Source organism: Sphingomonas sp. STIS6.2 (genome assembly GCF_000732685.2).
Classification (GTDB): Bacteria; Pseudomonadota; Alphaproteobacteria; order Sphingomonadales; family Sphingomonadaceae; genus Sphingomonas; species Sphingomonas aerolata.
Map to the genome: position 1 here is coordinate 1 of NZ_JPDP02000110.1, position 12,120 is coordinate 12,120.

Annotated in this window: 9 protein-coding genes and 2 pseudogenes; 6 read left to right on the plus strand and 5 right to left on the minus strand. The window is 63.3% G+C overall.

Annotation, left to right across the window (positions count from 1 at the left end; all coding sequences use genetic code 11):
• Positions 1-194 precede the first annotated feature (194 nt).
• The 4 genes from sphst_RS13565 (at position 195) to sphst_RS13580 (ending at position 6,394) form a co-directional block, all read left to right on the plus strand.
• On the plus strand, positions 195-935 hold the full coding sequence (locus tag sphst_RS13565) for an ABC transporter ATP-binding protein (RefSeq protein WP_031393161.1): 741 nt from the start codon (positions 195-197) through the stop codon (positions 933-935).
• Positions 932-2,371 carry an ABC transporter permease gene (locus tag sphst_RS13570; RefSeq protein WP_031393160.1) on the plus strand — a complete coding sequence of 480 codons (1,440 nt, stop codon included), beginning with the start codon at positions 932-934 and terminating at the stop codon, positions 2,369-2,371. The genes sphst_RS13565 and sphst_RS13570 overlap by 4 nt, the downstream gene beginning before the upstream one ends.
• On the plus strand, positions 2,368-3,660 hold the full coding sequence (locus sphst_RS13575) for a DUF3526 domain-containing protein (RefSeq protein WP_051916231.1): 1,293 nt from the start codon (positions 2,368-2,370) through the stop codon (positions 3,658-3,660). Before sphst_RS13570 ends, sphst_RS13575 begins: the two co-directional genes overlap by 4 nt.
• Before the next feature lie 121 nt (positions 3,661-3,781).
• On the plus strand, positions 3,782-6,394 hold the full coding sequence (locus sphst_RS13580; RefSeq protein ID WP_031393158.1) for a TonB-dependent receptor plug domain-containing protein: 2,613 nt from the start codon (positions 3,782-3,784) through the stop codon (positions 6,392-6,394).
• Between the two features lie 421 nt (positions 6,395-6,815).
• Here the strand turns inward: sphst_RS13580 and sphst_RS13585 are convergent.
• Positions 6,816-7,728: pseudogene (locus sphst_RS13585) on the minus strand (Tn3 family transposase); the annotation flags it as partial.
• A gap of 86 nt (positions 7,729-7,814) precedes the next feature.
• Here sphst_RS13585 and sphst_RS13590 point away from each other — a divergent pair.
• Together sphst_RS13590 and sphst_RS21570 are read left to right on the plus strand one after the other, a co-directional pair.
• Positions 7,815-8,462: a DUF7146 domain-containing protein gene (locus sphst_RS13590; RefSeq protein WP_234387649.1), complete on the plus strand. Its 648-nt coding sequence runs from the start codon at positions 7,815-7,817 to the stop codon at positions 8,460-8,462.
• A 58-nt stretch (positions 8,463-8,520) separates the two neighbouring features.
• A complete protein-coding gene (locus sphst_RS21570) occupies positions 8,521-9,258 on the plus strand; it encodes a hypothetical protein (protein ID WP_159043625.1) in 738 nt (245 codons plus the stop codon).
• Between the two features lie 55 nt (positions 9,259-9,313).
• Here the strand turns inward: sphst_RS21570 and sphst_RS13600 are convergent, their stop codons facing one another.
• The 4 genes and pseudogenes from sphst_RS13600 to sphst_RS21265 all read right to left on the minus strand — a co-directional run.
• A complete protein-coding gene (locus sphst_RS13600) occupies positions 9,314-9,961 on the minus strand; it encodes an RES family NAD+ phosphorylase (protein ID WP_051916230.1) in 648 nt (215 codons plus the stop codon).
• Positions 9,958-10,716 carry a hypothetical protein gene (locus sphst_RS13605; RefSeq protein WP_051916228.1) on the minus strand — a complete coding sequence of 253 codons (759 nt, stop codon included), beginning with the start codon at positions 10,714-10,716 and terminating at the stop codon, positions 9,958-9,960. The genes sphst_RS13600 and sphst_RS13605 overlap by 4 nt, the downstream gene beginning before the upstream one ends.
• Positions 10,717-11,021: 305 nt before the next feature.
• Positions 11,022-12,029 (minus strand): sugar kinase, encoded by a 1,008-nt coding sequence (locus sphst_RS13610; RefSeq protein WP_107045689.1) that lies wholly within the window; start codon positions 12,027-12,029, stop codon positions 11,022-11,024.
• A pseudogene (locus tag sphst_RS21265) lies at positions 12,029-12,120 on the minus strand (2-deoxy-D-gluconate 3-dehydrogenase); the annotation flags it as partial. The gene sphst_RS13610 and the pseudogene sphst_RS21265, both read right to left, overlap by 1 nt.

Below are 12,120 nucleotides of genomic sequence, written 5' to 3' on the forward strand. Positions count from 1 at the left end.
GGACTAAACAGCTAGCCTGCGGCTCCGATAGGCGTCGACAATGCTCGCTGGCTGCTCTCAGCGGTACGTATGAGCATTCGGCCGGCGATGAGCCGTGTGTCGCGCGCTAACAGCCCTCCCCCAACCTAGAATGTTGCAACGCGGCACCGACCCTCTATGATACGCTATATCATGTTGCTTGCAGATTGAGGCCTATGCCCGATAACAACGGTAACCCTATCGCTATCTACGAACTGGCGCTTGCCTACGGCAACCATCGCGTTCTCGACGGTCTATCGCTCACTGTTCCCGCCAGCAGCATCACGGCGTTGCTCGGTGGCAACGGAGCGGGCAAGTCGACCACCTTGTCCGCTCTGCTTGGCTTTGTGCGCGCCGATGCGGGACAGATCGCGGTCTGCGGCATCGATCCAGGCGCTGACGCTGACGCGGCGCGCCGACGCATTGCTTATCTCCCCGAGAACGTCGCGCTGTACGAGCATCTGAGCGCGGTTGAGAATGCCAATTACCTGCTGGCACTTGCCGATCAACGTCAGGACAGAGGAACGATTACCAACGCGCTGGCAGCTGCCGGGTTGCAGGACCGGGCGTGGGACCAACGGCTGGGCGGCTTTTCCAAGGGTATGCGGCAGAAGGTCGCGATTGCAGTGGCGCTGCTGCGCGAAGTGCCCGTGCTGCTGCTTGACGAGCCGACCTCTGGTCTTGACCCGCGCGCAACCGCCGACTTCAACGCGCTGCTCCTGAAAGTGCGCGACCGTGGCACCGCGGTGCTGATGGTAACGCACGACCTCTTATCTGCCGCCGATGTCGCCGACCGGATCGCCTTCCTTGAACAGGGCCGGATCGTCGAGGATGTCACGGCCACCGGGTCCGAAAGATTCGACATTCGCGCCCTGCACGCACGGTTCCAAGTCGGCGTAGGGACCCGTGCGGCGTGAGTGCGACACACCTGATCGCGCGTGATGAACTCCGGTTGATGGCACGCAACCGCGTGGCGGTGATCGCGCTTGTTCTGCTCGTCCTGCTGACCCTGGCGGCTGTACTCAGTTCATGGTCGCATCAACGTGGCATTGCCGAGCTGCGCACGCGGCATCAGCAGGTGGCTGCTGCGGCGTTCAAGGCTCAACCTGATCGCCACCCGCACCGCATGGTCCATTACGGCACCTTCATCTATCGCCCGCTGGGTGCGTTGGCCGCGTTCGATCCCGGTGTCGATGCCTTCACGGGCAACAGCATGTTTCTCGAAGGCCACCGCCAGAACAGCGCCAATTTTGGCGACGTGCGGCAAAGCTCCTTGCTGGTCCGCTTTGGGCAACTCACCCCCGCCTTCGTCCTCCAGGTAGTTGCCCCATTACTGCTGATCTTCCTGGGCTTCGGCGGGCTGGCGCGCGAGACCGAACGAGGAACGCTGCGATTACTGATGCTGCAGGGTGTCTCACGGGGACAGCTGGTGCGTGGCAAGCTTGCCGCGCTCGGGATCGTGGCCTTGATCGTCGGATTGCCGGCGATGGTCGGTTTTGTCGCAGTCGTCGCGCAACCCGGCACGCTGGCGTTGCCAATGGCGGTCATCGGGCTTGGCTATGCGCTGTATCTTGCATTGTGGGTCGTCCTGATCCTGCTCGCGTCGGGGTTTGCCCGGCGCGGGCGTGATGCCCTCCTTGCACTGCTGGCAATATGGACGGTCGCGGTCGTACTGCTGCCGCGCATCGCCCCCGACATTGCGGGGGCCGCAGTGCCGCTCCAGAACCGTCTTCAGACCGATGTCGCCATCGCGCGCGACCTGCGCCAGCTGGGCGACAGTCACAATCCCGACGATCCGCATCTGGCAGCCTTCAAGCAGTCTGTCCTGCAGCGCTACGGCGTAACCCGGGTCGAGGATCTGCCGGTGAACTACAAAGGACTGCTCGCGATGGAGGGGGAGCGGCTGACGTCCGGCCTGTTCGATCGCTATGCAGGTGCCAGCTTCGCGGCGCAGACCGCTCAGAACCGGTTGGTCGATGCGATCGGTGTGCTGAGCCCAACGATCGCGATCCGCGCGCTGTCGATGGCTGCGGCGGACACCGACTTTGCCGGACATCGCCGCTTCCTTGAACAGGCAGAAACGTATCGCTACGCCCTTGTGCAGCGTCTCAACCGGATGGAGGCGAAGAATGTCAGCTACGCTGACGATATCGCCGAAGATGCGGGTGCCGATCGCCGCAAGCGGATTGCAGCGGACAATTGGCAACAGATGCCTGATTTCGCCTTCGTTGCGCCAAGCGCCGCGGCGCTTGCAACCGCAGCGCTGCCCGGGATCATCATTCTGGGATTGTGGTTGGCAGTCGCCACACTGCTGCTCAAACGGGTGACTCGCCGTCTGGGAGCCCGTCGATGACCCTATGGATACATGAACTGCGCCTGTTGCTCCGTGCGCGGCTAAGCGTCGTGGCACTGATCCTCCTGGCCATACTCACCGCCGTTTCCGTCACCGCGGGCATGGTAGAAATCTCCCGGCAGCGCACCGCGATCGCCGCAATCCCGGCCGCGCAATCCGAAGATATCGCGGCCGTTGCCGACTATGTCGACCGGACTAAGGACGCGGGCAGCGCGGGCTATTACAGCTTCCACCCAACCTGGGACGCACCGTCCCCGTTGGCCTTCGCCGCACTTGGGATGCGCGACGTCTCGCCCTACATCTTGCGCGTCCGCGCGCTGGGGCTGGAAGCGCAAATCTATGACGGCGACGTCTTCAATCCTGAACTCGCTCTGCCGGGCCGGTTCGATTTCGCGTTCGTGCTCGTCTTCCTCGCGCCGCTGTTCGTGTTGGCGCTGTTCCATGATCTGACGTCCGGCGAACGCGAGGCGGGGCGGCTGCGAATGCTGGATGCCCTACCGCGGGGCGGCGCAATGCTGCTCCGGCGACGTATGCTGTTGCGTATTGTGCTGTTATGGGCGGCGCTTGCCGTGCCCTTCCTCGTTACCGCGGTAGCGTCCGGTGTTGGGGGCGCAGCCATCCTGGCGGTTCTCGCCGTGATCCTCGCCTATTTCCTGTTCTGGATGGCGCTCGCCGCACTGGTCGCAAGACTCCGCTGGAGCTCGGTCGCAAACGCTGCAACGCTGGCAGCGTGCTGGCTTGCACTGGTGCTCGTCCTGCCGACACTGGCGCAAGTCGCAATCAACCGCGCCGTGCCGATCGGTCAGGGTGCAGAGATCGCGCTGGCCCAGCGCGAGATGGTCAACCGCGCCTGGGACATTCCCCGCGAAACGACAATGCGCCGCTTCTATGCCGGTCATCCCGAATGGGCGGACTCTGCCCCACTCGGATCCACCTTTCATTACAAATGGTATTTCGCCTTCCATCAGGTCGGTGACGAAAGCGTCGCGACCAAGGTCCGTGCTTATCGAAGCGGGTTGGAACGCCGCGATGCCTCGGCGCGCATGCTTGGGTGGGTGCTGCCTTCGGTAGGAGTACAGGCTTTACTGACCCGGCTGGCTGACACCGACGTTCGCGCACAGCTGGCATATCAGGACCAAGTGCGTGCCTTCCACGCCAGGCTGCGCAATTTCTACTACGGGTATCTGTTTCGCGACCGGCCGTTTGGCAGAGCCGACTTTGGCCGGGCGCCGAGCTTTACCACTCGAATAAATGCCGAGGGTGGATCAGGCGAGGCTGCCGACCTGTGACGATACCGCCCCTCCACGGCGGTGATCGCTAACCCAGCGCTACCAGGCCTTCCGCTCCTAAAAAAGCGGCCATCAGCAATTCGCCAAACATAATAAGATAACATCACCTAAGGGGATCTACATGCGATCTTTCGCGATAGCGCTTGCCGCCACCGCTACGATGCCGATGCCTGCGTTGGCGCAGGAGGTCGTTCGAGAAGCCGACGCAGTCGAAGACGACGATGAGGCCGGCGAGATCATCGTTACCGGCAGCCGTTTTGGTGGCCGCACGGCAACGCAATCGTCGACGCCAGTGGACGCCATATCGCGCGAGGCGCTGCAACAAAGCGGGCGTGTCGATCTCATCCAGATGCTGAAGGTTCAGGTGCCGAGCTTCAGCGCTCCGCGACCGCTGGCATCAGGTGTCGGCGATTTCATCCAGCCACCGTCCCTGCGCGGACTAGGGGCCGGCGAACTGCTCGTGCTGATCAATGGCAAACGTCGCCACACCACGGCCGACCTCAATTCGAGTAACGGCATCGGTCGCGGCGACGTCGCGGTTGATTTCAACGCCATCCCGACCCTTGCCATGTCGAGGATCGAAGTGCTGCGCGATGGTGCTGCCGCCCAGTACGGCTCGGACGCGATCTCGGGGGTCATCAACATGATCCTCGACCGCTCGCTCGGCACCATCGCGCAGGCGGGCTATGTGCAGACTACGAAGGGCGACGGCGACACCTACGAGGCAAGCGCCTCCTCAGGCATCCCGCTCGGAGCGAACGGCGTCCTGCGCCTGACCGCGGCTTACCAAGACCGGGATGGCACCAATCGTGCGCGGGCGGATACGCGGCAGCAGTATTTCGGGACGAACGTCGCTGGTCTGCCAGTCGCGCCTTCTGGCAATTATGGCTCCGGTGTTGGACTGACACCATCGAACGGGACGCTCGACCCCCGGGAAGCCGGGTTCGACCGGAACGTATTCCAGCAGGGCGATCAGCCAAACCGGAACTACCAGCTCTTCTACAACCTCGTCGCGCCCCTGCCAGGGGGGACCGAATTTTACAGCTTTGGTGGGTACAATCGCCTCGATGGCGACATCCAGTATTTCTTCCGCCGTCCTGGACAGGACGAGACGGTACGCGCGCTCTACCCGGACGGTTACAGCCCGGGCCTCGACACCAGGCTGGAGAACATTTCCACCGCGATCGGTCTGCGTGGAGACGACCTGGCGGGGTTCGGTTGGGACCTGTCGACCGTCTATGGCGTCAGTACCGTCCGCACGACTTACGTCGACAGCGTCAACGTGTCCTTGGGGGCTGCCTCCCCGTCGCGCTTTTACCGTGGCGGTAGCGACTTCTATCAATGGACCTCGAACCTCGATTTTACGCGAGAGATCCCGGTCGGTGACGATCAGCCGTTCAGACTGGCTTTCGGCGCCGAGTATCGCGAGGAAGCCTACCGTCTTTTCTCGGGGGCGCCTGATGGCTATCGCAATGGCGGGGTATTAATTCCGGATGGCCCCAACGCCGGTCGTCCGGGGCCGATAGGTTCGCAACCGGGACCAAGCAACGGACCCGATGATCGTGCGTCGATCGCTCGCGATAGCGTCGCGCTGTATGGCGAAGTGGAAAAGCGGTTTTTCGGCTGGCTGCTGTTTTCAGGTGCGGCCAGGCACGAACGTTATTCCGACTTCGGCAGTACCACCAATTTCAAGGCTGCCGGGCGGCTCAGTCTGTTCGGCGGGCTTGCGCTGCGAGGCTCTTACAACACCGGCTTTCGCGCGCCTGCGCTGGCACAGTCCGGCTATAACGCATCGAATACGCTGATCCTCAACGGCGCCCAGGCGATCGTACGAGTGGCGGCAGTCGACAATCCTGCAGCGCGGCTGGCAGGCGCGACTGACCTGAAACCTGAACAGTCACGCAACGTATCTATTGGTACCGTCTTCGAGGCCGGCGGTTTCACGGCGACGCTCGATGCCTACCGGATCAAGGTGCGTGACCGCATCGCCATCTCATCGACCTTCCAGGACGCCCGCCTAACGAACTATCTGGCCGCCAATAGGCAGTCTGGCTTCGCTGCGTTGTCGTTCCTGACCAACGCGGTCGACACGGAGACAAAGGGCATCGATCTGGTCATGAACTACCGACATCGTTTCGGAGACGGAAGCCGGATCACGGCCACGCTTGCGGGCAATTACAACAAGACGACGTTCGACAGGATCGCGGGCACCCCGGCGCCGATCGCGGCACTGGGCATCACCACGCCGCTCTTTGACCTCACCCAGCAACTTCGCTTTTCTGACAGCCTACCGCGCGACAAGATCACACTGGATCTGAACTATGCGCGGGGACCGTTTACGTTGTCGCTCACCAACACCCGGTATGGGCGCGTCGCGACGGTAGCGTTGCTTAATCGTACGCCGGCCCAAGTCGCAGCATTGGTTCAGGGCTATGACGTTCGCTTGGTTCCCTTGACGGGTAGTGCGGCGAACTCAGACATCGTCCAGCGCTTTGGTGCCAAGATTCTGACGGATATCGATGTTGGCTGGCAGGCAACCCGTGCGTTTAGGCTGAGCGTGGGAGCGCAGAACGTCTTTGACATTTATCCGGACGAAAATATCGCCTCAACGGTCTCTAGCGTTGCGGTCGGGAGCAATGGCGCCGACAATGCTGGCACCCAGCCTTACAACGCCGTTTCCCCCTTCGGATTTAACGGTCGATCAGTGTTCATGCGCGGCAGTTATAGCTTTTAGGACGCCGTGATTGCGGGCGGAATGTTGATCGTAGCGATAGTTGAAAGGGTCCTGCTGCGTCGCTTCCCACGAAGGCGGCGCTGGCTCAGACTGGAGTCTCCCGCCCTTCGCACTGTCTGAACGACGAAGCCAGTTTGAGGGCACCTATGTGGAAAACCCAGTCGCAATCACTATTGTGCGACAAACAGGTGTTTTGCGTCTCCTGCGCGACCTTGCCGGTGCTTAGGCCCAGCGACGGATACGGTTAGAGCGGTGACCGCTCCGCGCATGAGAGCTTGATCAATCATATTCGATCAGAAGTGTGGAGCACACCCGGCAAAATTCAAATGGTCGCTGGCGTCGGCGTCAGCGAAGGAGCAGATTTGCCAACGTCTCGAACGTCAATTAAGGGGTCCGGTGAGAGGATGTTCGAAAACGTACGCTAAGCGTCCCGGCCTTGCTGGTAGAGGCGCAGTGGCCTGAACCGTTCGCGGGGTTTGTCCATCTCGCTCCACAGATAGTCGCCGGTGAGGCCGATATGCTCCCAGCCCAGCGGCGCGACATGGGCGAGGAGTTCGTCCGGCACCTCGACACCGCTGGCGCGCAAATGCCGGACGGCGCGGTCGAGATAGACGGTGTTCCAGAGCGTGACGGCTGCGGTGAGCAGGGTCAGGCCGGAGGCACGATGGCGCTGGTTCTCGAAGGTGCGATCGCGCAATTCGCCGAGGCGGTTGAAGAAGATGGCGCGGGCGAGCGCGTTGCGGGCCTCGCCCTTATTGAGGATGCTGCCGGTTCGGCGCCGCTGTTCAGGATCGTCGAACCAGTTGAGCATGAACAGGGTGCGCTCGATCCGTCCGACCTCGCGTAGTGCGCGGGCGACTGGGTTTTGACGCGGAAAACCTGCCAGCTTGCGCAGCATGACCGAAGCGCTGACGGTGCCGGCGCGGATCGAGGCGGCAAGGCGCAGGGTTTCGTCCCAATTCTCCTCGATCGCGCGGACGTTGACCGGCCCTGAGACGAGCGGGCGCAGCGTCGGCCAAGGTTCGAGCGATGACAGGCCATAGAGCCGGCGTTCGTTGAGGTCGCGGATGCGCGGCGCGAAGCGGAAGCCGAGCAGGTGGCACAGACCGAAGACATGATCGACCGCCCCCTGCCGTGTCGGTCGCATGTTCGCGGATTACCAGCTCGCTCTCATGGTCGAGCAGGCCATCGAGGACGTGCGCGGCCTCGCCGGCATTGGCTGCGATGACCTTGGTGTGGAACGGCGTGAAGCGGTCGGTGACATGGGTGTAGAACAGCACGCCGGGATCGGTGCCATAGCGGGCGTTGCGATCAGCGCGCGCCTCGCCCTGCCCATCAAGACAAGACGCCGAGTCTCTCGGTCCGGCAGGGCCATGAAGGGATCCTCGTCCACTGCTTCGCAGGCTGCGACGCGGACGACGTGCTAAGAGAGATCGCTCAGCTGAGGCCCGGCCAGCATTACCCGCAGCCAAAGGCGGCACCGCTTAGCCGACAGCCGAATGTCGAGCGGCTTTGGACCGAGGCCGTCCCGGTCGCCAGCACGCCTGCTGAGGCGTACCTGAGGCGGCGCGGGATCTGCGACGGGTTCGACGACCTCCGATTTCACCCGCGATGCCCTTGGGGACCGAAGCCCACCACCCGGTTTCTCCCCGCGCTGATAGTCGCCGCCAGAGAAGGGCGAGCCCTACGCGCCGTCCAGCGGGTCTTCCTCGACCTCGAACACGGGGGGTATCTCGAGAAGGTGATGCTGGGGACCCCGGCTGGTGCGAGCTGGCAGGGCATGCGAGTGACGGATACGCTGGCGCTTGCCGAGGGCTTCGAGACGGCCGCTATGTTCACCCAGCACAACGGCATCCCGTGTTGGGCGACGCTTGGCGCTGCGAGGCTAGACCGCGTCCATATCCCGGATTCGGTCAGGACGTTGATCTTCGCCGAGGATAACGATCCCGAGGGACGCCGCGCCCGTCGGAAGGCGTGGGCAGCTTACCATCCGCGTGGCTTGGAACTCCGGCGAATGCCGCCCCCGAGGCAGTTCGGCGACTGGGCCGACGTTAGAACCGGAGCATGAAGGGGAGGGGGACTTTCTGGTGAGCTGCGTCGTGCAGCTACAGAGCCAAGAGACACCCATGAACGACCTGTTCCACACCGCACGCGATCGTGCGTCATGTTGCACCGCTGCGGCGATGCGGCTCGTTCCCAGCTTTGAGGGCCAGGACAAGATCACGCGCGCCTTGCTCAACAAAGCGATGACAACCGCCTTCGGCGGTTCCGACGCCGACGGCCGCTGGACGCAGCGCGAGAGCTTCGAGGTACTGGAGCTTGCACTTGCACTTGCAATGCGCAGTCGCAGTACAGATCGCTTGGACGTTACACATGATGACGTACTGCAAGCTGCCGTGCTGCTTGATCGGCTTCCGACGCAGACCGTCAGAAGCGAGGAGCAGATCGAGTGGCAACAGTTCTCGACACCCCTCGACCTAGCTGCTGTCGCCCTGATCCTGGCGGCTCCCATGCCCTCCGACATCGTCCTTGAGCCGAGCGCCGGCAACGGCTTGCTGGTGGCCCAGCTTCCCACGGTCACGGCCCTCCAGCTCAACGAGATCGAGCCTGCCCGGCGCGCCCGGCTGCAAGCGGTCTTTCCAGAAGCGCCAATCTCGGCTCATGACGGCGCTACCATCGGCAGCGCGATGGCAGCGTCGACCCGCCCGACACTGATCATCATGAAGCGTCGAGAAATCAGTGCTCATGTTCCCCGAGTGTCCTCGACGGACACGTCGCGGTCAAACGCGGAATGGCGGCTCCCAATCAGGCTCGCCGTTCGAGCGCCTGCCCGGCCGGCCAGAGCAATTGGTCTACTCACATGAACGAGCAGCCGTTCCGGGTGCCGCCTGAACGGCGCTGACTGACTGCAAGTGTGCTTCATACAATCAGCGTTACCCCGGAGCGGTCGGCGAGGGCTTTGAACCGCATTGCAAGTGCAGGATCGGCATCTATGCGGGTCGAGCTGACCACGCTGAGCGCTCCGGGCGGCAAGCGATCACCAAAGAACATCATAGCCAGCGACGAAGGATAGGCGCGAGACTCCCAAACCATCCCGTGCGTAACGGCATCCTTGCGGTGTAGCGCCGCAGACCAGCGCCGCGTGTCCGGGAACTCCCGCGACGGTGTATCGATCAGCTGATTACGGGCGAGGCCGAGCTTCATCAGATCGGGTGCGAGGAAGGAGCGTAGCACCAGCGGGGTGGCGACCCGGAGCACCGAGCAGCGTACTTCGGCGAGCTTGCTCAGCGGGTACGTTTTGAAGGACTGAGCAGGATCGAGATCGTGGAAGATCGTCTCGTAAACCGCGGCCTCGAAACCGTCCGCGGCATAGGCAGTCGGCACGCGTTTGCGCACGGGTCCGATCGGCGCGAACCGCGAGAAGCCGATCCCGGGGTTGAACGCGTCCCCGGCAAGGCGCTCAGCATGGATGCGCCAGAGAACCGCGCCTACGGCCAGATCGGTGACGTGGGTCGCAAAGGCGGTCGGCGGTTTGGGAACGATGCCGGTCGGCAGCAGCGCCGTCACCCGCTGATCTCGTCGCTCTCATGCGCCGCAGCCTCGAGGACGGCCGCGTCATCGTCGAGGAGTTCCCTCGGAGCGGGTCCACCAAGCCACGAATTGGACGACACGAACCAGAAAGCAGTTTGCCAGTGTGTCCGGTTCGCCGGCAGGACCTCTAGAACCCTCTTGATGAGGGGAAGCGGCTTACCGTCGGCATCGAACTGGAACGTCGGGAAGCGATCCTGTCCCTGGTAGGGGACCGCAAAGACGCGCGCCTGCGCCTTCCAACGCGCCGCGGTCTGGTGACGGTTCTTGGCTTCGTGTCCAGCACGCCCGGCAACCTCCGCGGAAGTGAGCGTTTCGACCTCGTGCATGAAGCGCTGGCGGATGGCGGTGTTGTCGGCCGCGACCGTGGTATGAAACTCGGCCATCGGATCATGCGTGTCGGCCAGGACGTCGAGGAGCTGCTCGATCTTGCGCTCGAGGTGCCTCGCTCGGACGTCGGGCAGCAGTTTGTCGACTATGGCATAAAGCGCTTGGCGGTCCGGGTCAGCCGCGATGCTGGCCTTGGCCAGTTGCTCGATCGCGTGATCGACGGCCGTTCGATACTGTTCGGAGAAGCCCTCAACGGTAGGCGCTATATATAAGGTGTCATCGACCGTGCCGGATCGCGTGGTCCCGCGACGCTTGGCCGGCTTTGCGCGCGCGGTCTCGACCAGACTGGCGAACACCAGATTAGCGAAGTCGCCCGGGTCGACGGCGTTAGCGAGGGTCGCCATGGAAAGCTCCTGCAGTGAGTCTGACTAACATATAAGCGATCTAACCGCGTTCGTCACGCTGATTGTTTATTCCAGTAACTCCACTTCCTGGAAAAGACATTTTAACGTAGCAGGGCCTCGTCGGCGCTGCTGCGATGCTCGAGTGTGAGTGGCCGCGTGCCCCGGTACTGATCGGCGCGTGGAATACCGGACCAGCTGCGGACACACTTTGCCGACTTCTTGACCGTCTACTATTCTTCCCCCGGCCGCTGCGACGCTTCGCGGTTTACGCCCTACGAATAATAGAGCCGAGACAACCTTTGTGATCAGCGGCGGACATCCAGGCCGCCGTTGCGATAGGCGTCGATATCGACCTGCCGGAACAGCGAGGCATCGCCCGGTAGCGAATGCTTCAGCGCGGCGAGCGCGAGCCCCGTCTGTGCCACGCCAGCTCTGTCCTGGCCCGAGCGCAGCGCATGGAGGACGCCGCTGGCGAACGCGTCGCCGCCGCCGATGCGGTCGACGATTCCCGCCAGCACGACCTCGTCGGTCTGCGCGTGACCGTCGCGCGTGTCGACGCGGGCGGACAGGCGGTGCAGGTCGACATGCTCAACATGGCGCGCGGTGGAGGCGATCGTCTGGAGTTTCGGAAAGGCTTCGAACGCCGCCTCCGCGGCGTTGCGTCGGCGATCTTCGGCGCTGCTCGGGAAGTCGCGGCCGAGCAGCAGCGCGATATCGCGGTGGTTGCCGAACATCAGGTCGGCATGTTCGACGAGTTCGGACAGGATCGCGCGGGGGTCCGCATTCCAGCGCTCCCACAATTTGCCGCGCCAGTTGCCGTCGAACGAAACAGCGATGCCGCAGTCGCTGGCCGCGCGGGCCGCGGCGAGCGCGCTCTCGGCGGGGGCAGGGCCGAGCGCGGGGGTGATGCCCGACAGATGAAGGCGGTCGACGCCTGCAAGCAGCGTGTCCCAGTTCCAAGCTGTGGTGGGGGATTGGGCAAAGGAGGAATAAGCGCGGTCGTATACCACTTCGGTAGCGCGGAGGCCGGCACCGGAGGTGACGAAATACAATCCTATGCGCTCGCCGCCGAGCTGGATGCCGGTGGTGTCGACGCCGTGGCCGCGCAGGGTGGTTACCGCGGCGCGGCCCAGGTCGTTGTCGGGGACCATACTCGCAATGCCGACGTCATGGCCCAATTTGGCGAGTTGGGTCGCAACATTGGCTTCGGCACCTGCTACCCAGACGTCGAGCTTCGGGGTCTGCAACAGCAGCTCACGCCCCGGCGGCGACAGGCGGAGCATGATCTCCCCAAACGCGAGCAGCTTGCCCATTAGCGTGCGAGCCAGCCGCCGTCGACAGCGAGGATGTGGCCCTGCACATAGTTTGCAGCCGCCGACGACAGGAACACCGCGGCGCCGCCGA

Bases quoted from the DNA above. Each gene is read 5' to 3' on its own strand.
- sphst_RS13605 (WP_051916228.1), bottom strand. From the start codon at position 10,716: ATGGCGACCCTCGCTAACGCCGTCGACCCGGGCGACTTCGCTAATCTG.
- sphst_RS13580 (WP_031393158.1), top strand. From the start codon at position 3,782: ATGCGATCTTTCGCGATAGCGCTTGCCGCCACCGCTACGATGCCGATG.
- sphst_RS13610 (WP_107045689.1), bottom strand. From the start codon at position 12,029: ATGGGCAAGCTGCTCGCGTTTGGGGAGATCATGCTCCGCCTGTCGCCG.
- sphst_RS13575 (WP_051916231.1), top strand. From the start codon at position 2,368: ATGACCCTATGGATACATGAACTGCGCCTGTTGCTCCGTGCGCGGCTA.
- sphst_RS21570 (WP_159043625.1), top strand. From the start codon at position 8,521: ATGAACGACCTGTTCCACACCGCACGCGATCGTGCGTCATGTTGCACC.
- sphst_RS13565 (WP_031393161.1), top strand. From the start codon at position 195: ATGCCCGATAACAACGGTAACCCTATCGCTATCTACGAACTGGCGCTT.